This is a genomic window from Pseudomonas sp. L13, from assembly GCF_009935965.1.
GTDB lineage: Bacteria > Pseudomonadota > Gammaproteobacteria > Pseudomonadales > Pseudomonadaceae > Aquipseudomonas > Aquipseudomonas lactis.
In genome coordinates, this window is the sequence record NZ_QODJ01000002.1 from 40,603 (window position 1) to 60,852 (window position 20,250).

The following is a 20,250-nucleotide window of genomic DNA, read 5'->3' on the forward strand; positions in this document are numbered from 1 at the left end:
GCGATGCCCCGTTAGAATCAGGGCGTCCTCGCCCGGAATAGTTAGCATGTTTTGGTTACTGGCGATTTTCGCCTACCTGCTCGGCTCGCTGTCCTTCGCCATTTTGCTCAGCCGCTTGACGGGAAATCCCGACCCGCGCATGAGTGGCTCAGGCAATGCCGGCGCCACCAATATGTTGCGCCTGGCCGGCAAGAAACTCGCCGTCCTGACCTTGCTGGGCGACCTGTGCAAGGGCCTGCTGCCCGTGCTGATCGCCAGCCTTGTCGGCCTTAGCTTGCAACAGCAAGCCTGGGTGGGCCTATGTGCCGTCCTGGGCCACCTGTTCCCGTTGTACTTCCGCTTTCGCGGCGGCAAGGGCGTCGCCACGGCGGCCGGCATGCTGCTGGGCATTTACCCCCCGGCGGCGTTACTGGCCATGCTCGCCTGGCTGCTGACGTTCTACCTGACCCGCACCAGCTCGCTGGCCGCACTGATTGCTACGCCACTGACCCTGCCTCTGCTGGCGTGGCAGGAACCGCAAGCACTGGTGCCGATGAGCGTACTGACACTGCTGATCGTCTGGCGCCACCGCGGCAATCTACGCGACCTGTTTGCCGGGCGCGAACGGCATTTTTAAATACCCGCCCGAACCCGGCCCCCTCAACCATTACAACGGCGGCAGTTGCTCCATCGGCCAGCGCGCCTGCACGCTGATCGCCAGGCTTTCGTGCTGCCCGGCCTGCAAGCGCTGGCAACCGGCATAGGCGATCATCGCGCCGTTGTCAGTGCAGAACTCAGGGCGTGCGTAAAACACATTGCCATTCATGTCGCCGAGCATTTTTTCCAAAGAACTGCGCAACGCCTTGTTGGCGCTGACGCCGCCTGCGATCACCAGCCGCTTCATGCCCGCCTGTTTCAGGGCGCGCTTGCACTTGATGGTCAAAGTCTCCACCACAGCCTGCTGGAACGCCAGCGCGATGTCGCAACGGGCTTGCTGGCCGTCGTCCCCGGCGCTGACACTCTGCTGCCAGGTGTTCAAGGCAGAGGTTTTCAAGCCGCTGAAACTGAACATCAAGCCAGGACGATCACACATCGGCCGCGGGAAGGTGTAGCGACCGGCAACGCCGTTTTCGGCAAGGCGGGCGATTTCCGGACCACCCGGATAATTAAGCCCCATCATCTTCGCGGTTTTGTCGAACGCTTCGCCGGCAGCATCGTCCAGCGACTCGCCCAACAGCGTGTATTGGCCGATCCCATCCACCTGAACCAGCTGCGTATGCCCCCCCGAAACCAACAAAGCGACGAACGGGAACTCTGGCGGTGTTTTTTCCAGCATGGGCGCCAACAAATGGCCTTCCATATGGTGCACGCCAAGGGCAGGAATACCCCAGGCAAAGGCCAGCGCCTGGGCACAAGAGGCCCCAACCAGCAGGGCTCCGACCAATCCGGGCCCTGCCGTGTAGGCGATGGCATCGATCTCGGTTGCCACACAGCCGGCCTCATCCAGCACCTGGCGGATCAGCGGCAGCATGCGCTTGACGTGATCGCGGCTGGCAAGCTCCGGCACCACGCCGCCATAGGCGCGATGCAGGTCGATCTGACTGAACAGTGCATCGGCCAAAAGCCCGCGTTCACTGTCGTATAGTGCGACTCCGGTTTCGTCGCAGGAGGTTTCAAGTCCCAGTACTAGCATGGGTTTGCGCCTTGTAGAGGCTGAATTCGAAGGCGCGCATAATAGTCGCCACTCCCCCTCCCGACTAGCGGTTTTCGATCAGAGGCTTTGCATTCCGGGCAATGAGGGGTTAACATCCGCAACCCTTAAAAACCGACGACCTCAGCCGCGAATTTTTTGCGACGAGAACGTTGATTCCCGGTAATGAAAGAAGGTAGCTCTGGATGCCAGCCGTCAAAGTAAAAGAGAACGAACCCTTCGACGTAGCTCTGCGTCGTTTCAAGCGCTCCTGCGAAAAAGCCGGTGTTCTGGCTGAAGTTCGTAGCCGCGAATTTTATGAGAAGCCAACTTCTGAGCGTAAGCGCAAAGCAGCAGCCGCTGTTAAGCGTCACGCTAAGAAAGTTCAGCGCGAACAGCGCCGCGCCGTTCGTCTGTACTAATACACAGACGTTCGTAGCAAGCTTCTGCCAAGCCCGGCCCTCAGCCGGGCTGTTGGCATTTGCGGATATCGCTTGATGCTTCACCGTCGACGCCGCACATGCGACCGAGACACTGCTTCACACGTCAGGGCTGGCTCTTTTGCCAGCGGTGCACGTCTCTTCTGACGAGCCTAACAAGGCTACTGACGAGCACACCTATTCTTCAAACAGACGATCAACCGTGTCGGCTGTGCCCATCGATGCGTTTCCGAGGCCGCCATTGGCCAAGACCGGACGCCCGGGCAACATTTCCATGCCGAAGACTGATCAGAAACTACCCTCAGTGAATATTCGGCAGATACACTCCCTGATGACCCATGCAGACGATGATGATCGAGCACTCCATACGTGCGCTTGAACACGTCACGGGCCCTCATTTACACGCAGTGATGACGAGAACGCCATGGCCGGGCTGATTCCCCAGAGCTTTATTGACGACCTTCTGAACCGCACCGACATCGTCGATGTTGTCAGCTCACGCGTACAGCTGAAAAAAGCCGGCAAAAACTACACCGCCTGCTGCCCGTTCCATAAAGAAAAAACCCCATCGTTCAGCGTCAGCCCCGACAAGCAGTTCTATTACTGCTTCGGTTGCGGCGCGGGCGGGAATGCCTTGGGCTTCCTGATGGACCACGACAACCTGGATTTCCCCCAAGCTGTCGAGGACCTGGCGAAAGCCGCCGGCATGGAAGTGCCCCGCGAAGAAAGTGGTCGCCCGCACAAACCCCGGCAACCCACCGATTCGCCGCTGTACCCGCTACTGACCGCCGCTGCCGACTTTTACCGCCAGGCACTCAAGAGCCATCCGCAGCGCAAGGCCGCTGTCGACTACCTCAAAGGGCGCGGCCTCACCGGCGAAATCGCTCGGGACTTCGGTCTCGGCTTCGCCCCGCCGGGCTGGGACAACCTGTATAAACACCTGAGCAGCGACACCCTCCAGCAAAAGGCCATGATCGATGCCGGCCTGCTGGTGGAAAACGCCGAGACCGGCAAGCGCTATGACCGCTTCCGCGACCGCGTGATGTTCCCGATCCGCGACAGCCGTGGCCGTATCATCGCCTTTGGCGGCCGCGTACTCGGGGACGACAAGCCCAAGTACCTGAACTCCCCGGAGACCCCGGTGTTCCACAAGGGCCAGGAACTCTACGGCCTGTTCGAAGCGCGCAAGAACAACCGCAACCTCGATGAGATCATCGTGGTTGAAGGCTATATGGACGTGATCGCCCTGGCCCAACAAGGCCTGCGCAACGCGGTCGCCACCCTCGGCACCGCCACCAGCGAAGAACATCTCAAACGCCTGTTCCGTGTCGTGCCCAGCGTGCTGTTTTGCTTCGACGGCGACCAGGCTGGCCGCAACGCCGCCTGGCGCGCGCTCGAAGCCACGCTGTCGAGCCTGCAGGATGGGCGTCGCGCACGCTTCCTGTTCCTGCCCGAAGGCGAAGACCCGGACACCCTGGTGCGTTCGGAAGGTACCGACGCGTTCCGTGCACGCATCAATCAACATGCGCAGCCGCTGGCGGATTATTTTTTTCAGCAACTGACCGAAGAAGCCGACCCGCGCTCCCTCGAAGGCAAGGCCCACATGGCCACCCTCGCGGCGCCGCTGATCGACAAGGTCCCGGGCGCCAACTTGCGCACACTGATGCGTCAGCGTCTGCTGGAGATCACCGGCTTGAGCGGCGAAGCCGTGAGCCAGCTGGTGCACAGCGCCCCGCAGGATGCGCCGCCAGCCTACGACCCCGGCATGGATTACGACGCCATGCCGGACTACGCTGACTTTCACCAACCTCAGGAGGCCTTCGCGCCCCAGCAGGAATGGACGCCGAAGAAGCCCGGCGCCGGCGGCAAGAAGTGGGACAAAAAGCCCTGGAGCAAAAACGGCAAACGCGGTGATCGCGATGAAGCCTACGCGCCACGCACACCCGTAGCGGTGGAAGCCCCCACACTGATTGCACTGCGCACACTGATTCATCACCCGCAATTGGCCGGCAAGGTTGAAAGTGCCGACCACTTTGCCAACGAGAGCAACACCTACGCCCAGGTGCTTATCGCACTGATCGAAGCCGTGCAGAAAAACCCTAAGCTAAACTCAATTCAGTTGATGGCTCGCTGGCATGGCACGGAACAGGGCCGTTTATTGCGGGCACTGGCGGAAAAGGAGTGGCTAATTGACGGCGACAACCTTGAACAACAGTTTTTAGACACCATTAATAGGTTATCCGCGGGTCAACACACTCAGACCCTCGATGAACTTATCAAGAGAGCGAGGCAGCCGGGATTATCGGCTGAAGAGCAAATTCAGATAGCAAAACAGATGCGCGACCTCTTAAAACAGAATGTTTACGCATCAAACCCGACCTCAGCTGGCGTGTGAGGTCATAGCTCGGGTATAATCCTCGGCTTGTTTTTTGCCCGCCAAGACCTTCAGTGGATAGGGTGTTATGTCCGGAAAAGCGCAACAGCAGTCTCGTATCAAAGAGTTGATACTTCTTGGTCGTGAGCAGGGTTACCTGACTTACGCGGAGGTCAACGACCACCTGCCTGAGGATATTTCAGATCCTGAGCAGGTGGAAGACATCATCCGCATGATTAACGACATGGGGATCAACGTATTCGAAGTCGCGCCAGATAAGGATTCCCTTATGCTGGCCGACGCTGATACCGACGAGGCCGCCGCTGAGGAAGCTGCTGCCGCGCTGGCTGCAGTAGAGACCGATATCGGCCGCACGACAGACCCGGTGCGCATGTATATGCGCGAAATGGGTACCGTCGAGCTGCTGACACGCGAAGGCGAAATCGAAATCGCCAAGCGTATCGAAGAGGGCATCCGCGAAGTGATGGGCGCTATTGCGCACTTCCCTGGCACGGTTGACCACATTCTCTCCGAGTACACCCGCGTCACCACCGAAGGTGGCCGCCTGTCCGACGTCCTGAGCGGTTATATCGACCCGGACGACGGCATTGCGCCGCCTGCCGCCGAAGTGCCGCCGCCTGTTGATGCGAAAGCCGCAAAAGCGGACGACGACACCGACGACGACGAAGCTGAAAGCAGCGACGACGAAGAAGAAGCCGAAAGCGGTCCAGACCCGGTTATCGCTGCCCAGCGCTTCGGTGCGGTTTCCGATCAAATGGAAATCACCCGCAAGGCCCTGAAAAAGCACGGTCGTGGCAACAAGCAGGCGATTGCCGAGCTGGTGGCCCTGGCTGAGCTGTTCATGCCGATCAAGCTGGTGCCCAAGCAGTTCGAAGGCCTGGTTGAGCGTGTTCGCAGTGCCCTTGAGCGCCTGCGTGCCCAAGAGCGTGCGATCATGCAGCTCTGTGTGCGTGATGCGCGCATGCCGCGTACCGATTTCCTGCGCCAGTTCCCGGGCAACGAAGTTGACGAAAGCTGGAGCGACGCACTGGCCAAGGGCAAGGCGAAATACGCCGAAGCCATCGGCCGCCTGCAGCCCGATATCATCCGCTGCCAGCAGAAGCTGACCGCGCTTGAAACCGAAACCGGCTTGACGATTGCAGAAATCAAAGACATCAACCGTCGCATGTCGATCGGCGAGGCCAAGGCCCGTCGCGCGAAGAAAGAGATGGTTGAAGCGAACTTGCGTCTGGTGATCTCCATCGCCAAGAAGTACACCAACCGTGGCCTGCAATTCCTTGATCTGATCCAGGAAGGCAACATCGGCTTGATGAAGGCGGTGGACAAGTTCGAATACCGTCGCGGCTACAAGTTCTCAACGTATGCCACCTGGTGGATCCGTCAGGCGATCACTCGCTCGATCGCCGACCAGGCCCGCACCATCCGTATTCCGGTGCACATGATCGAGACCATCAACAAGCTCAACCGTATTTCCCGGCAGATGTTGCAGGAAATGGGTCGCGAACCGACCCCGGAAGAGCTGGGCGAACGCATGGAAATGCCTGAGGATAAAATCCGCAAGGTATTGAAGATCGCTAAAGAGCCGATCTCCATGGAAACGCCGATTGGTGATGACGAAGACTCCCATCTGGGTGACTTCATCGAAGACTCGACCATGCAGTCGCCAATCGATGTCGCCACTGTTGAGAGCTTGAAAGAAGCGACTCGCGACGTACTGTCCGGCCTCACTGCCCGTGAAGCCAAGGTACTGCGCATGCGTTTCGGCATCGACATGAATACCGACCACACCCTTGAGGAAGTCGGTAAGCAGTTTGACGTGACCCGTGAGCGGATCCGTCAGATCGAAGCCAAGGCGCTGCGCAAGTTGCGCCACCCGACGCGAAGCGAGCATCTGCGCTCTTTCCTCGACGAGTGATACCAGAACCCCCGGCCCAGGCCGGGGGTTTTGCTTTCTACCGATTGCTTTGCACAGATTAACTGCCCCGCACCACCCCGCCCTCGCAATGCCCGTCTACACTCGAGACATTCCCCGTGCCATAACGAGACCGTTATGCCCAGATTGCCGACCGTGATACTGCTGTCGCTGCTGACCTGGACCGCAACGGCTGGCGCGTTGACTCTTACGGATGATGAGCGTAGCTGGTTGGCGGACCATCAGGAGCTGCGCCTCGGCGTGGACGCGTCTTGGCCACCTTTTGAATATCGCGATGAAAATGGCCGATATCAGGGCCTGGCTGCCGATTACGTACGCCTACTCCAGGACCGTCTGGGTGTGCGAATCAAACTGATCGAACCGGTGAACTGGACTGCGGTGCTTGAACAAGCCCGCAATAATCAGCTCGACTTGCTGCCTGGCATTATGTCCACCCCTGAACGCCAGAGTTTCCTGGCCTTCACACGCCCCTATCTCGACTTCCCCATCGTCATCCTGGCCCATGAAGGCGGCGCGAAACCCCGCAACCTCAAGGATTTGTACGGGCTGAAAATTGCCGTGGTGGAAAACTACGCGCCCCATGAATTGCTCCGCACCCACCATCCGGACCTGAATCTGGTGGCCCTGCCCAACGTTAGTTCAACGCTGCAAGCCCTGGCCACCGATGAAGTGGATGCAGTGGTCGGCGACCTCGCTTCCAGCGTCTGGAGCCTGCGCCAACTCAAGCTCGACGGCCTGTACGTCAGCGGCGAAACGCCCTACCGTTACCAACTAGCGATGGGCGTGCCGCGGGATGAGAAAATCCTGGTGGGCATCCTGGACAAAGTCCTCGCCGACCTCAGCTCAGCCGAAACTGAAGCGATCCAACAACACTGGGTCGGCAGCTTCACCGATCACCGCACCTTCTGGGCAGACTTGCTGATGTACGGCCTGCCAGCGGTACTGCTGTTGAGTACGGTGCTGGCGATCGTCATTCGGATCAATCGCCGGCTCAGCTCGGAAATTTCCCGCCGGGTCGCCCTTGAGCAAGAACTGCGTAGCAGCGAGTACCACTATCGCGGCCTGGTGGAGAGCTTGTCCGCCATCGCCTGGGAAGCAAGCATCAGCGATTTCACCTACAGCTACGTGTCGCCCCATGCTGAAGAGCTGCTCGGCTATCCCCGCGCACATTGGCTGATTCCGGGCTTCTGGCGCAACATCATCCACCCCGCCGACCTGACCCGCGCCGAGGCCTATTGCTACCGGGAAACCCGTGCCAACCGTGATCACAGCATTGATTACCGGGTCGTCACCGCTGATGGCCGCTGCCTGTGGGTACGTGACATTGTCAGCCTGATCGAACACGGCCATGAGCCAGTGTTGCGCGGCCTGATGATCGACATCAGCGAAGCCAAGCGCACCGAAGAAGCCCTGCAACTGTCCGAGCAGAAATTTGCCTCGGTGTTTCAGCAGTGCCCCGACATTCTGGTGATTGCCCGGTTGTCTGATGGCTGTCTGCTGGAGGTCAACAAGGCATTCGAGGACCAGATTGGCCTGCGCGCCGACGAGGTGGTGGGCAAAACCGCCACCGACCTGAATATATGGGGTATTCAAGGGGGCGGCCCGGATTTGCTGCAACGGGTACAGACCACCAGCATCCGCAACCTGGAAATGCCTTTTCTGCGCAGCAATGGCCAGGCCTTTACCGGGCTGATCTCAGCCGAGCCGTTCCAACTCGACACCACCGAAGCCTTGGTGGTGGTGGTGCGAGACATCACCCAGCTCAAGGAAACCCAACAGCGATTGCAAACCTCCGAAGAAAAGTTTGCTAAAGCCTTCCATGCCTCCCCCGATGGCTTGCTGCTGAGCCGCCAGAGCGACGGCCTGCTGATCGAAGTAAACGAGGGTTTCAGCCACCTGACCGGCTTCACCAGCGCCTCTTCACTCGACCAATCAGCCCTGGACCTGGGCATCTGGGTCGACCTCAACGAACGCAAGCACATGCTCGAATTGATGCAGCGCGACGGCTTTGTCCGGGATTTCATCTGTCATATCCGCCGTGCCGACGGCCAGATTCGTCTGTGCGAAGTGTCCAGCCGCCCACTGCCGATTGGCGACGAAGATTGCATGCTGACCATCGCCCGGGACATCACCGAACGCCAGTTGATGCAGGAAAAACTGCAGCAGGCCGCCACGGTGTTCGAAAGCACCGCCGAAGGCGTCTTGATCACCGACACACGGCAGAACATCAGCGCCGTCAACCGCGCCTTCACTGAAATAACCGGCTACAGCGAGGTTGAAGCCCTTGGCCATACCCCGCGCCTGCTTGCCTCCGGCCTGCATGACAGCGCGTTCTATGCGGCGATGTGGCACCAGTTGACGACCCACGGCCACTGGCAAGGCGAGATTTCCAACCGCCGCAAGAACGGCGAGGTGTATCCGAGTTGGTTGACCATCAGTGCTGTGCGTAACCGCGAGCAATGGGTCACGCATTTCGTTGCCGTGTTCGCCGACATCTCCAGCCTCAAACTGGCCCAGGCACGCCTGGACTATCAGGCCCACCACGACCCATTGACCGGCCTGCCCAACCGCACCCTGTTTGAAAACCGGTTGCAGGCCGCCCTCAACGGCCAGCAGGAAAGTGGCAAACAGGGCGCGGTGCTGTTTCTCGACCTCGACCGCTTCAAACACATCAACGACAGCCTCGGGCACCCGGTCGGCGACCTGCTGCTCAAAGACATCGCCGTACGCCTCAAGGAGCAGTTGCGGGACGTGGACACCGTTGCTCGCCTGGGCGGCGACGAATTCATCATCCTGTTGCCCGGCTTGCAACAGGCCAGCGACGCCCAACACTTGGCGAATAAACTGCTCGACTGCTTTACCCCGCCCTTCCAGGCCGGCGAGCATGAATTCTTTATCAGCGCCAGTATCGGCACCAGCCTGTATCCGCAAGACGGTACCGACGTCGCCACCCTGGTCAAAAATGCCGACGCCGCAATGTATCGCTCCAAGGCCAAGGGGCGTAACCGGGTCGAGCGCTATACCCGCGACCTGACTGCCCAAGCCAATGAACGCGTAGCGCTGGAGCACGAACTGCGCCGCGCCATCGAACGTGAAGAATTGAGCCTGTATTACCAACCCAAGCGCAACCTGGTCACCCAACAACTGATCGGCGCCGAAGCCTTGATCCGCTGGCACCACCCGACTCTGGGCGACGTCCCGCCCGAACACTTTATCGCCCTGGCCGAAGAGAACGGCATGATCCTGCAAATCGGCGACTGGGTACTGGAACAGGCCTGCCGGCAGTTGCACGCGTGGCAAGCGGCTTTTGAGGATTTCGGCCCCCTGTCGGTCAACCTCGCAGGCGCGCAACTGCGTCACCCCAACCTGCTGTCACGTATCGAACAACTGCTGCGCGATTACCGCCTCGAACCCGGCTGCCTGCAACTGGAAATCACTGAAAACTTCATCATGAGCCAAGCCGAAGAAGCGCTCGCGGTATTGCACCAACTCAAGCGCCTGGGCGTCCAATTGGCGATCGATGATTTCGGCACGGGTTATTCGTCCCTCAGCTACCTCAAGCGCCTGCCCTTGGACTTCCTCAAAATTGACCAATCCTTCGTCCGCGGCTTGCCCGACGACCCTCACGATGCAGCCATCGTGCGCGCCATCATCGCCCTCGGTCACAGCATGCAATTCACCATCATCGCCGAAGGCGTGGAGACCCCGGCACAACAAGCATTTCTCGCAAGCGAGGGGTGTGAACAAATGCAAGGCTACATCGTCAGCCTGCCCCTGCCGCCGAAGCTTTTTGCCGCCAGCTTCCTTCGTACACGGCACAAGGATTTTTCGGATGGCACAGTGAACAAACCATCGTTATAATCCGCGACCTACTGAGGGCCTATAGCTCAGTTGGTTAGAGCAGGGGACTCATAATCCCTTGGTCGTAGGTTCGAGTCCTACTGGGCCCACCACACAAGAAAGCCGCGCATTGCGCGGCTTTTGCGTATCTGACGTTTGACTCAAACAGACAATTCGCGCAACGCTGCCGTCGCCAAAAAACCTGAACGAGAGGCGTAGCGGTGATCTTTTTGCACACGCTCGTCAATTCGGTGCAAAAGCTGCTCAGGTAAAGAAGCATTGAACCGTACCGATTTACCCAAGTATGGCGTGAGATCGAAGTCGACGATCGCCCAGACACCACCGGTGAAGTCGGGATTATCGAGATGAGCGTCAACCTCTCGGGCTTGGGGAAGTTTTTCCTCGTCGGCAACCAATCCTTCAAGATGCAGCGCCAGCGCCTCCCGAACATTATCTAACGCTTCGGAAAACGAAGAGCCCGCCGAGAAGCAGCCTGGTACGTCAGGGACCGTTACGCTGTAGTCCGAATCAGCGTCTTTATGCACTACCACTGGAAATTTCATCGATCCTCCTCTGAACAAGCTCGCAGAGCTCACTCAAACCATCAGTCAGGCTTATTATTTAAGCCCTGCCGATTTAAAAATACTGTGCAAGGTGCCCTTCGCAATCTCTGACTTAGGGTGAGGGACTGTCACTCGTCCTCGCTTCACTGGGTGTTTGAACTGGTGATGACTACCCTTTACCGCCACCTCAACCCATCCATCCGCAACCAGCAGCTCAATGACCTCTCTACTTCTCATCGCTTCACCTTGCAGTGTGTATATTACACACCGCCCACCGATAGCGCGCTTTTTTGCACACACAAAACGTACCAATGAAAAACCGCTCAAATGCTCAGCGGCACCCAGAGAAAACATGATGAAGATGAGGCCCACCGTATCGCCAGCAAACTTCTGTCAGTTTTTATGCACTCTGAGCATTTGGCTCCCGTGAGTTTCACGTCTGCCATCTCGCCCACGCTAGCCTGTAATATCCCTCGCGAATTACACCCAGCACCGGAGCCCCCCTTGCCCGCCCTAGACGAAATCGACCGCCAACTGATCGCCGCCCTGCAGCTCAACGCCCGTGAAAGCGTGGCCATGCTCGCCCGGCAGTTGGGCATCGCGCGCACCACCGTCACGTCGCGTCTGGCCCGCCTGGAGAAGACCCAGGTCATCACCGGTTACGGCGTGCGCCTGGGCCAGCGCGTTGCGGATGGCGGGTTGCAGGCTTATGTGGGCATTACCGTGCAACCACGCTCCGGCAAAGAAGTGTTGCGCAGGCTGAGCGCCATGGCGCAAGTGCAGCAGTTGTGCGCGGTGAGTGGGGAGTTCGACTATGTGGCTTGGCTGCGCACCGATTCGCCGGAGCAACTGGATCAATTGCTGGACCATATCGGCAGTGTCGACGGTGTGGAGAAAACCACCACCTCGATCATCCTCAGTAACAAATTGGATCGTGGACAACCAATCTGATCACCACCTTCGTCATATTGACTAAAACTAGCGCAATCCGACGACAGATTGCGTCTTATTAACGCGCGCAACGTTCCCTAAACTGGCTGCCATCTTTTCCTATACTCAACGGGCCCTCCTCCCGCCGAGCCGTCAGTAAGGTCAGCCATGAGCATTCCGTCCAGCACCCTCAGCAAGCCTAATCGCCACCCGGGCGATGGCAAGAAACCCATCACCATCTTCGGCCCGGATTTCCCGTTTGCCTTTGATGACTGGATCGAACACCCCGCCGGGCTGGGCAGTATTCCTGCGGCTAATCACGGCGCCGAAGTGGCGATCGTCGGCGCCGGGATCGCGGGCCTGGTTGCGGCCTACGAGCTGATGAAGCTGGGGCTCAAGCCAGTGGTGTATGAAGCCTCGAAGATGGGTGGCCGCTTGCGCTCGCAGGCCTTTGAAGGCGCCGAAGGCATCATCGCCGAGTTGGGCGGCATGCGGTTCCCGGTGTCGTCCACGGCGTTCTACCATTATGTGGACAAACTGGGACTGGAGACCAAACCCTTTCCCAACCCGCTGACGTCGGCGTCCGGCAGCACCGTGATCGATCTGGAAGGCCAGACCCACTACGCGCAAAAACTCTCCGATTTACCTGCACTGTTCCAAGAAGTGGCCGATGCCTGGGCCGACGCCTTGGAAGCCGGTTCGCAGTTCGGCGATATCCAGCAGGCGATCCGCGACCGCGACGTGCCGCGGCTCAAGGAGCTGTGGAACAAGCTCGTGCCGCTGTGGGATGACCGTACCTTCTACGACTTTGTCGCCACCTCCAAGGCTTTCGCCAAACTGTCGTTCCACCACCGCGAGGTGTTCGGCCAGGTCGGTTTCGGCACCGGCGGCTGGGACTCGGACTTCCCTAATTCCATGCTGGAAATCTTCCGTGTGGTGATGACCAACTGCGATGATCATCAACACCTGATCGTCGGCGGCGTGGCCCAAGTGCCCATGGGCATCTGGCGCCATGTGCCGGAACGCTGCGCCCACTGGCCGGCCGGTACCAGCCTGAGCTCGCTGCATAGAGGTGCGCCACGGGCCGGCGTGAAGCGCATTGCCCACGCCGCCGATGGCCGCTTTGCCGTTACCGACAACTACGGCGACACCCGCGAATACGCTGCAGTGCTGACCACCTGCCAAAGCTGGCTGCTGACCACCCAGATCGAATGCGACGAAACCCTGTTCTCGCAAAAAATGTGGATGGCCCTGGACCGCACGCGCTACATGCAGTCATCGAAAACTTTCGTGATGGTTGACCGCCCATTCTGGAAAGACAAAGACCCGCAAACCGGTCGCGACCTGATGAGCATGACCCTCACCGACCGCCTGACCCGAGGCACCTATCTGTTCGATAATGGTGACGACAAGCCGGGGGTGATCTGCTTGTCCTACTCGTGGATGAGCGACGCACTGAAGATGCTGCCCCAGCCTATCGACAAGCGGGTGAAACTGGCCCTCGATGCACTGAAGAAGATCTACCCCAAGGTCGACATCAAGGCGCGCATCATCGGCGACCCGATCACCGTATCCTGGGAGGCCGATCCGCATTTCCTCGGGGCCTTCAAAGGCGCCTTGCCCGGTCACTATCGCTATAACCAGCGGATGTATGCGCACTTCATGCAGAAGGATATGCCCGCCGAACAACGCGGGATCTTCATCGCGGGTGATGATGTATCGTGGACGCCCGCCTGGGTCGAAGGCGCGGTACAAACCTCGCTCAACGCGGTATGGGGCATCATGAACCACTTCGGTGGCAGCACCCACCCGCAGAACCCAGGCCCGGGCGACGTGTTCGATGAAATAGGGCCCATCGCCCTGGCAGAATAAGGAGTTGAGCATGCGCGTCGCCCTGTATCAATGCCCGCCAGTGCCGCTGGATGTGGCCGCCAACCTGCAGCGCCTGCACCGGTTGGCCCATGAGGCACACGGCGCCGATGTGCTGGTGCTGCCTGAGATGTTCCTCAGCGGCTATAACATTGGCGCCGAAGCCGTTGGCGCACTGGCCGAGGCACAGGACGGGCCGTCGGCGCAGGCAATTGCCGAACTGGCGCAAGGTGCCGGGCTGGCGATCCTGTATGGCTACCCGGAGCGGGCCGAGGACGGCCAGATCTACAACGCCGTGCAGTTGATCGACGCCCACGGCAAGCGCCTGTGCAACTACCGTAAGACCCACCTGTTTGGCGACCTTGACCACTCGATGTTCAGCGCCGGCCCCGATGATTTCCCGGTGGTGGAATTGAACGGGTGGAAGGTGGGCATGCTGATTTGCTACGACCTGGAGTTTCCGGAAAACACCCGGCGCCTGGCCCTGGCCGGTGCCGAACTGATCCTGGTGCCCACCGCCAATATGGTGCCGTTCGACTTTGTTGCCGACGTCACCGTGCGGGCGCGAGCCTTTGAAAACCAATGTTTCGTGGCCTATGCCAACTACTGCGGGCACGAAGACGAGATTCACTACTGCGGGCAAAGCAGCATTGCCGCGCCGGACGGCCAGCGAATTGCCCAGGCCGGCCTGGATGAAGCCTTGATCGTCGGCACCCTGGAGCGCCAATCGATCTTCGACGCGCGCGCCGCCAACCAATACCTGCAAGACCGTCGCGCCGAACTCTACGGCGCACTGCACAAGCCCTGACCCATTGGGTTTGCTAGCATAGGCACTTCCCACGCCTCGGAAGTGCCCATGCCTGCGCCGGTCCACCCTCATCCCGTTCACCTGACCCTCGCCAATGGCTTGCGTGTTTGCCTGCGCCATGCGCCGCGCTTGAAGCGCTGCGCCGCCGTTTTACAGGTGGCTGCCGGCAGCCATGACGTGCCTTTGGCTTGGCCTGGGCTGGCGCATTTTCTTGAGCACTTGTTGTTTCTCGGTACCGAGCGTTTTCCAGCCGGCGAAGGGCTGATGACCTACGTGCAACGCCACGGAGGGCAGGTCAATGCCAGCACCCGTGAGCGCACCACCGAGTTTTTCTTTGAACTGCCGGTGCCGGTGTTTGCAGACGGGCTCATGCGGTTGGCGGATATGCTGACTCACCCACGCCTGGCCCTCAATGATCAACAGCGTGAGCGCGAAGTGCTCGACGCGGAGTTCGTCGCCTGGTCCCAGGATGCCAAGGCCCAACAGCAAGTGGCGCTGCTGCAAGGCTTGGCGGCGGATCATCCCTTGCGCGGTTTTCATGCCGGCAACCGCGAAAGCCTGCCGGTGGAAAGCGAGGCCTTTCAGCAAGCCTTGCGAGGGTTTCACGCTCACTTTTATCAAAGCGGGCAGATGACCTTGAGCCTTGCCGGCCCACAACCACTGACAGAACTGCAGGCCTTGGCCCAGCAGTTCAGTGACCAACTGACGCCCGGGCCGTTGCACCCGCAGGCCGCTCCACCGGCCTTGATGCATGGCCCGGCACGCCGTTATCAACACATCGCCGGCCAACACCTGCATCAGGTCATTACCTGTAACGCCCCACGGGAAGCGCTGGCGTTTCTCTGCACCTGGCTCAACGCCTCGGCCCCCGGCGGGCTGCTCGCAGAACTGCAAGCACAACGACTGACCACCACGCTGCAGACGTCCGTGCTGTACCAATTCGCCGATCAAGCCGTGCTGGATATCCACTTCACTCTCGGCAGCGAGCGCGAACCAGCCACGCAGATCGAAGAGTTGCTGCACGACTGGCTGAGCTTCTTCGCACACAGCGACTGGACAGCATTACGCGAAGAATTCGTCTTGCTCAATGCTCGCCAACAACAGGTCCAAGGCGCCCTGGCCTTGGCGCGCAACGACGCCCACGACCTGTCGGAACAAGGCGCCGCTGCCCTCAAGGCCATGCTCGATTCACTGCACCTGCCCGCCTCCCGGCACCCTTGGCAACTGCCGCCTAATAATCCCTTTCTCCGTGCACCCGCCAAGGACGAACGCGCTGGCCTGATTCGCGGCCAAACCAGCGCCCACCGTGGCTTGCGCACCTTTGCCCAGGATCGCTCACGGGGCCGACGGGAGCTGTCAGCGCTGACCTTCAGCCAGGCGTTGGCGGAGGACACTGGCGAAGGCGCGCTGTACCTGCAATGGCGGTTTGACTCGGCGGTACCCACCGGACTGGAAAGCCTGTTGCGGCCGTTGTGCGAACAGGCACGGCAGGCGGGCGTCGAGTTGTCTTGCGAAACGATCGCCACTGACTGGCAGGTAAAGATGCACGGCCTCCACGAGCCCATGCCGGCGGTGCTCGAAGCGTTGGCGCGGTGTATGAGTGACTCGGATAGACCTTTGCCACCGCCCGCTCCCGTGCCGATGATCGCCATCCGGGAACTGCTCAAGGCGTTGCCTGCTTGCTGTGCCGGTGTTCAGCCCGAGCCTCAGGGGACGACAGCGTCCTGGGCCACTGCGCGTTGGCAGGGGCTGGGCGCAGGTCTGCCCGCCGCCTGTGAAGCCGCAATCAAAGCCGCAGCGGCCCGGCTGCCTGGGCAACCGGCAACGCTGCCTTTCACACCTCAGGCCCTTGACGGACAAAAGCGCTGGCACGCAGTCAACACCGAATCCAGCGAGGCGGCGCTACTGCTATTTTGCCCAACACCGACGCAATCCCTCGCCGATGAAGCCAACTGGCGCTTGCTGGCGCATGTGCTTCAAGGGCCGTTCTACCAGCGCTTGAGAGTCGAACTGCAAATCGGCTACGCCGTGTTCAGCGGCATCCGACAAATCAACGGCCAAACCGGCCTGCTGTTTGGGGTGCAATCGCCCAGCACTTCCCTGGACGGCATCGTCGAACAGTTGCAGGCCTTCCTCGGGCAACTGCCGTCGTTGATCGAGCGTTGCCCCGACTTGGGTAACCAGGCCCTCGCGCAGCAGTTCGCGGCCCAGGCGCTACCCGTCAACCAGGCTGCCGAGTTGCTCTGGTATGCACATCTGGCAGGTCATTCGTCGGGTTATCTGGATCAGCTTCAACAGTTGATTCAACAGCGCACACGCGAAAATGTGCAGCACGCCGCGCAGCAACTCAATGACGCTGCAAGCGGCTGGCGTTGCGTGGCCAACGGGTCGCGTATCAACGACGACTGGCAAGCGGCGCCGTGATCATTGCCAACCCTGCAATAGGCTTTCTCCACCGAGACAGCGCTAACTTGAATAAAATTGCGTAACATTGCGCAGCAATATCTGAACATCTCCAATGGGAGGTGGACTATATGTATTACTTGGTAGTGAACGTCCCATCCCTTGATAGGAGTAAGAATATGACCTGGTCCAAACCTGCTTACACTGATCTGCGTATTGGTTTCGAAGTCACCATGTACTTCGCCAGCCGTTGATTGGCTGAGTAATACAACGCCTCGGTTCGCCCGGGGCGTTTTTGTTTTGAGCTGTGCTTGATGGAGCGATCATGTTTGTCCAGATTCTAGGTTCCGCCGCCGGCGGTGGCTTCCCACAGTGGAACTGCAACTGCGTGAACTGCGCAGGTTTTCGTAATGGCAGCCTGCGGGCCCACGCGCGTACCCAGTCGTCCATCGCGATCTCCGACGATGGCGTGAACTGGGTGCTCTGCAATGCCTCGCCGGATATCCGCGCGCAGCTCCAGGGCTTTGCGCCCATGCAACCGGGCCGCGCCCTGCGCGATACCGGCATCAGCGCAATCATCCTGATGGACAGCCAGATCGACCACACCACTGGCCTGCTGAGCCTGCGCGAAGGCTGCCCACACCAAGTGTGGTGCACCGACATGGTCCATGAAGACCTGAGCACTGGCTTCCCGTTGTTCACCATGCTGACCCACTGGAACGGTGGCCTGGCCTGGAACCGCATCGAGTTGGACGCCAGCTTCACCATCCCGGCCTGCCCCAACCTGCGCTTCACCCCGCTGCCGTTGCGCAGCGCCGCACCGCCCTATTCCCCGCACCGCTTCGACCCGCACCCCGGTGACAACATCGGCCTGATCGTCGAAGACCTGCGCACCGGCGGCAAATTGTTCTACGCCCCGGGCCTGGGCAAGGTCGACGCACCGCTGCTGAACATCATGGCCGGCAGTGACTGCCTGCTGGTCGACGGCACGATGTGGGACGACGATGAGATGCAGCGCCGTGGCGTCGGCACCCGCACCGGGCGCGAGATGGGCCACCTGGCACAGAACGGCCCCGGCGGCATGCTTGAAGTGCTGGAGCAACTGCCCAAACAGCGCAAAGTGCTTATCCACATCAACAACACCAACCCGATCCTCGATGAAGACTCCCCCGAGCGAGCGGAACTGGTGCGGCGCAATGTCGAAGTGGCTTACGACGGCATGAGCATTAAATTGTAGGAGCATTCGAAATGACCGACACACCGTTGAGCAAGGCGGAGTTCGAAGCCGCCCTGCGCGCCAAGGGCGCCTTCTACCATATCCATCACCCCTATCATGTGGCGATGTACGAAGGCCGCGCCACCCGTGAGCAGATCCAGGGCTGGGTCGCCAATCGCTTCTACTATCAGGTGAATATCCCGCTGAAAGACGCGGCGATCCTGGCCAACTGCCCAGACCGTGAAATCCGTCGCGAGTGGATCCAGCGCCTGCTCGACCATGACGGCGCGCCCGGTGAAGACGGCGGTATCGAAGCCTGGCTGCGCCTGGGCCAGGCTGTGGGTCTGGACCCCGACCAATTGCGCTCCCAGGAGTTGGTGCTGCCCGGTGTGCGCTTCGCCGTAGACGCCTATGTCAACTTCGCCCGCCGCGCCAGCTGGCAAGAAGCCGCCAGCAGCTCGCTGACGGAGCTGTTCGCGCCGCAAATCCACCAGTCGCGCCTCGACAGTTGGCCCCAGCATTACCCGTGGATCGACCCGGCCGGTTACGAGTACTTCCGCACACGCCTGGGCCAGGCCCGTCGCGATGTGGAACACGGCTTGGCGATCACCCTGCAGCACTACACCACCCGCGAGGGGCAGGAGCGCATGCTGGAAATTCTCCAGTTCAAACTAGACATCCTGTGGAGCATGCTGGACGCCATGAGCATGGCCTACGAACTCAAACGCCCGCCCTATCACAGCGTGACCGAGCAGCGGGTATGGCATAAAGGGATCACCCTATGAGCTTTGATCGCAGCAAAAAACCGACCTGGCGCCAGGGCTATCGCTACCAGTACGAGCCGGCGCAAAAAGGCCACGTGTTGCTCTACCCCGAAGGCATGATCAAGCTCAATGACAGCGCCGCATTGATCGGCGGCCTGATCGACGGCGAGCGCGACGTGGCGGCCATCATTGCCGAGCTGGACAAGCAGTTCCCCGGCGTACCGGAGCTGGGTGACGACATCGAGCAATTCATGGAGGTCGCCCGTGCTGAGCACTGGATCACCCTTGCCTGAAAAACCCGCCATCGGCCTGCCGCTGTGGCTGCTGGCCGAGCTGACCTATCGCTGCCCGTTGCAGTGCCCGTATTGCTCCAACCCGCTGGACTTCGCCGAGCAGGGCAAGGAGCTGAGCACCGAACAATGGATCAAGGTTTTTCGCGAAGCCCGTGAAATGGGCGCGGCGCAGCTGGGGTTTTCCGGCGGTGAACCGCTGGTGCGCCAGGACCTGGCCGAACTGATCGGTGAGGCGCGCAAGCTGGGTTTCTATACCAACCTGATCACCTCTGGCATCGGCCTCACCGAGCAAAAAATCAGCGACTTCAAAAAAGCTGGCCTGGACCATATCCAGATCAGCTTCCAGGCCAGTGACGAGCAGGTGAACAACCTGCTGGCCGGCTCGAAAAAAGCCTTCGCGCAAAAACTGGAAATGGCCCGAGCGGTAAAAGCCCACGGCTACCCGATGGTGCTGAACTTCGTCACCCATCGGCACAATATCGACAAGATCGACCGCATCATCGAGCTGTGCATTGCGCTGGAAGCGGATTTCGTCGAGCTCGCCACCTGCCAGTTCTACGGTTGGGCGCAGCTCAATCGCGTGGGCTTGCTGCCCACCCGCGAGCAGTTGGTACGCGCCGAACGCATCACCAATGAATACCGCGCCAAGCTGGAAGCCGAAGGCCACCCGTGCAAGCTGATCTTCGTGACACCGGATTATTACGAAGAACGCCCCAAAGCCTGCATGAACGGCTGGGGCAGCATCTTCCTGACAGTCACACCCGACGGCACCGCCCTGCCCTGTCACGGTGCAAGGCAGATGCCCGTGCAGTTTCCCAATGTGCGCGACCACAGCATGCAGCACATCTGGTACGACTCGTTTGGCTTCAATCGCTTTCGTGGCTACGACTGGATGCCCGAGCCGTGCCGTTCATGCGACGAAAAAGAAAAGGACTTCGGCGGCTGCCGTTGCCAGGCCTTCATGCTCACCGGTGACGCCAGCAATGCCGACCCGGTATGCAGCAAATCCGAGCAACACGGCATCATCCTTCAGGCGCGGGAAGAGGCCGAACAGGCCACCCAGACCATCGAGCAACTGGCCTTTCGCAATGAGCGCAACTCAAGGCTCATTGCAAAAGGCTGAGGGC

At 60.1% G+C, this 20,250-nt stretch carries 17 protein-coding genes and 1 tRNA gene; 15 read left to right on the forward strand and 3 right to left on the reverse strand.

From position 1 onward, the window contains the following. Nucleotides 1–46: 46 nt before the first annotated feature. Nucleotides 47–616, forward strand: coding sequence for a glycerol-3-phosphate 1-O-acyltransferase PlsY (gene plsY / locus DK871_RS01895; protein ID WP_161903794.1), 570 nt, complete (start codon nt 47–49; stop codon nt 614–616). Between the two features lie 30 nt (nt 617–646). Here plsY and tsaD read toward each other — a convergent pair whose 3' ends face one another. Beyond that, nucleotides 647–1,672, reverse strand: coding sequence for a tRNA (adenosine(37)-N6)-threonylcarbamoyltransferase complex transferase subunit TsaD (gene tsaD, locus DK871_RS01900; protein WP_003194748.1), 1,026 nt, complete (start codon nt 1,670–1,672; stop codon nt 647–649). A gap of 203 nt (nt 1,673–1,875) precedes the next feature. On the opposite strand from tsaD, the gene rpsU reads away from it, so the two are divergent. The 5 genes from rpsU (at nt 1,876) to DK871_RS01925 (ending at nt 10,390) form a co-directional block, all read left to right on the forward strand. Then, nucleotides 1,876–2,091 (forward strand): 30S ribosomal protein S21, encoded by a 216-nt coding sequence (gene rpsU / locus DK871_RS01905; RefSeq protein WP_002551877.1) that lies wholly within the window; start codon nt 1,876–1,878, stop codon nt 2,089–2,091. A 442-nt stretch (nt 2,092–2,533) separates the two neighbouring features. Further along, nucleotides 2,534–4,504, forward strand: a complete 1,971-nt coding sequence (gene dnaG / locus DK871_RS01910) for a DNA primase (RefSeq protein WP_032895025.1) — start codon at nt 2,534–2,536, stop codon at nt 4,502–4,504. Between the two features lie 67 nt (nt 4,505–4,571). Then, complete coding sequence (gene rpoD / locus DK871_RS01915) at nt 4,572–6,419, forward strand: RNA polymerase sigma factor RpoD (protein ID WP_003194751.1); 1,848 nt, start codon at nt 4,572–4,574, stop codon at nt 6,417–6,419. A gap of 135 nt (nt 6,420–6,554) precedes the next feature. Further along, nucleotides 6,555–10,298 (forward strand): bifunctional diguanylate cyclase/phosphodiesterase, encoded by a 3,744-nt coding sequence (locus tag DK871_RS01920; protein ID WP_161903795.1) that lies wholly within the window; start codon nt 6,555–6,557, stop codon nt 10,296–10,298. A 15-nt stretch (nt 10,299–10,313) separates the two neighbouring features. Further along, nucleotides 10,314–10,390, forward strand: a tRNA-Ile gene (locus DK871_RS01925). Nucleotides 10,391–10,438: 48 nt separating this feature from the next. Here the strand turns inward: DK871_RS01925 and DK871_RS01930 are convergent. Next, nucleotides 10,439–10,840 carry a type II toxin-antitoxin system HicB family antitoxin gene (locus tag DK871_RS01930; RefSeq protein ID WP_161903796.1) on the reverse strand — a complete coding sequence of 134 codons (402 nt, stop codon included), beginning with the start codon at nt 10,838–10,840 and terminating at the stop codon, nt 10,439–10,441. 54 nt (nt 10,841–10,894) lie between these two features. Next, a complete protein-coding gene (locus tag DK871_RS01935; RefSeq protein ID WP_161903912.1) occupies nt 10,895–11,077 on the reverse strand; it encodes a type II toxin-antitoxin system HicA family toxin in 183 nt (60 codons plus the stop codon). A 267-nt stretch (nt 11,078–11,344) separates the two neighbouring features. Here DK871_RS01935 and DK871_RS01940 point away from each other — a divergent pair, with 267 nt between their 5' ends. The 9 genes from DK871_RS01940 (at nt 11,345) to pqqE (ending at nt 20,246) form a co-directional block, all read left to right on the forward strand. Then, complete coding sequence (locus DK871_RS01940; RefSeq protein ID WP_161903797.1) at nt 11,345–11,791, forward strand: Lrp/AsnC family transcriptional regulator; 447 nt, start codon at nt 11,345–11,347, stop codon at nt 11,789–11,791. 147 nt (nt 11,792–11,938) lie between these two features. Continuing rightward, on the forward strand, nt 11,939–13,642 hold the full coding sequence (locus DK871_RS01945; RefSeq protein ID WP_161903798.1) for an NAD(P)/FAD-dependent oxidoreductase: 1,704 nt from the start codon (nt 11,939–11,941) through the stop codon (nt 13,640–13,642). Nucleotides 13,643–13,652: 10 nt separating this feature from the next. Beyond that, a complete protein-coding gene (locus DK871_RS01950; RefSeq protein ID WP_161903799.1) occupies nt 13,653–14,447 on the forward strand; it encodes a carbon-nitrogen hydrolase family protein in 795 nt (264 codons plus the stop codon). Nucleotides 14,448–14,495: 48 nt separating this feature from the next. Further along, entirely contained in the window at nt 14,496–16,871 is a 2,376-nt protein-coding gene (gene pqqF / locus DK871_RS01955; RefSeq protein WP_161903800.1) for a pyrroloquinoline quinone biosynthesis protein PqqF, read from the forward strand. Between the two features lie 158 nt (nt 16,872–17,029). Continuing rightward, entirely contained in the window at nt 17,030–17,104 is a 75-nt protein-coding gene (pqqA, locus tag DK871_RS01960) for a pyrroloquinoline quinone precursor peptide PqqA (protein WP_003194766.1), read from the forward strand. A 71-nt stretch (nt 17,105–17,175) separates the two neighbouring features. Next, nucleotides 17,176–18,087 (forward strand): pyrroloquinoline quinone biosynthesis protein PqqB, encoded by a 912-nt coding sequence (gene pqqB, locus DK871_RS01965; RefSeq protein ID WP_161903801.1) that lies wholly within the window; start codon nt 17,176–17,178, stop codon nt 18,085–18,087. An 11-nt stretch (nt 18,088–18,098) separates the two neighbouring features. Continuing rightward, on the forward strand, nt 18,099–18,851 hold the full coding sequence (pqqC, locus tag DK871_RS01970; RefSeq protein WP_161903802.1) for a pyrroloquinoline-quinone synthase PqqC: 753 nt from the start codon (nt 18,099–18,101) through the stop codon (nt 18,849–18,851). Further along, on the forward strand, nt 18,848–19,123 hold the full coding sequence (gene pqqD, locus DK871_RS01975) for a pyrroloquinoline quinone biosynthesis peptide chaperone PqqD (protein WP_003194772.1): 276 nt from the start codon (nt 18,848–18,850) through the stop codon (nt 19,121–19,123). Before pqqC ends, pqqD begins: the two co-directional genes overlap by 4 nt. Then, nucleotides 19,116–20,246, forward strand: coding sequence for a pyrroloquinoline quinone biosynthesis protein PqqE (gene pqqE, locus DK871_RS01980; protein WP_019817403.1), 1,131 nt, complete (start codon nt 19,116–19,118; stop codon nt 20,244–20,246). The genes pqqD and pqqE overlap by 8 nt, the downstream gene beginning before the upstream one ends. The last annotated feature ends 4 nt before the right edge of the window (nt 20,247–20,250 follow it).

Coding starts and splice junctions, on each gene's coding strand:
- pqqC (WP_161903802.1), top strand. CDS start 18,099: ATGACCGACACACCGTTGAGCAAGGCGGAGTTCGAAGCCGCCCTGCGC.
- tsaD (WP_003194748.1), bottom strand. CDS start 1,672: ATGCTAGTACTGGGACTTGAAACCTCCTGCGACGAAACCGGAGTCGCA.
- DK871_RS01945 (WP_161903798.1), top strand. CDS start 11,939: ATGAGCATTCCGTCCAGCACCCTCAGCAAGCCTAATCGCCACCCGGGC.
- pqqD (WP_003194772.1), top strand. CDS start 18,848: ATGAGCTTTGATCGCAGCAAAAAACCGACCTGGCGCCAGGGCTATCGC.
- DK871_RS01950 (WP_161903799.1), top strand. CDS start 13,653: ATGCGCGTCGCCCTGTATCAATGCCCGCCAGTGCCGCTGGATGTGGCC.
- rpsU (WP_002551877.1), top strand. CDS start 1,876: ATGCCAGCCGTCAAAGTAAAAGAGAACGAACCCTTCGACGTAGCTCTG.
- rpoD (WP_003194751.1), top strand. CDS start 4,572: ATGTCCGGAAAAGCGCAACAGCAGTCTCGTATCAAAGAGTTGATACTT.
- dnaG (WP_032895025.1), top strand. CDS start 2,534: ATGGCCGGGCTGATTCCCCAGAGCTTTATTGACGACCTTCTGAACCGC.
- DK871_RS01930 (WP_161903796.1), bottom strand. CDS start 10,840: ATGAAATTTCCAGTGGTAGTGCATAAAGACGCTGATTCGGACTACAGC.
- pqqB (WP_161903801.1), top strand. CDS start 17,176: ATGTTTGTCCAGATTCTAGGTTCCGCCGCCGGCGGTGGCTTCCCACAG.
- DK871_RS01935 (WP_161903912.1), bottom strand. CDS start 11,077: ATGAGAAGTAGAGAGGTCATTGAGCTGCTGGTTGCGGATGGATGGGTT.
- DK871_RS01920 (WP_161903795.1), top strand. CDS start 6,555: ATGCCCAGATTGCCGACCGTGATACTGCTGTCGCTGCTGACCTGGACC.
- plsY (WP_161903794.1), top strand. CDS start 47: ATGTTTTGGTTACTGGCGATTTTCGCCTACCTGCTCGGCTCGCTGTCC.
- pqqF (WP_161903800.1), top strand. CDS start 14,496: ATGCCTGCGCCGGTCCACCCTCATCCCGTTCACCTGACCCTCGCCAAT.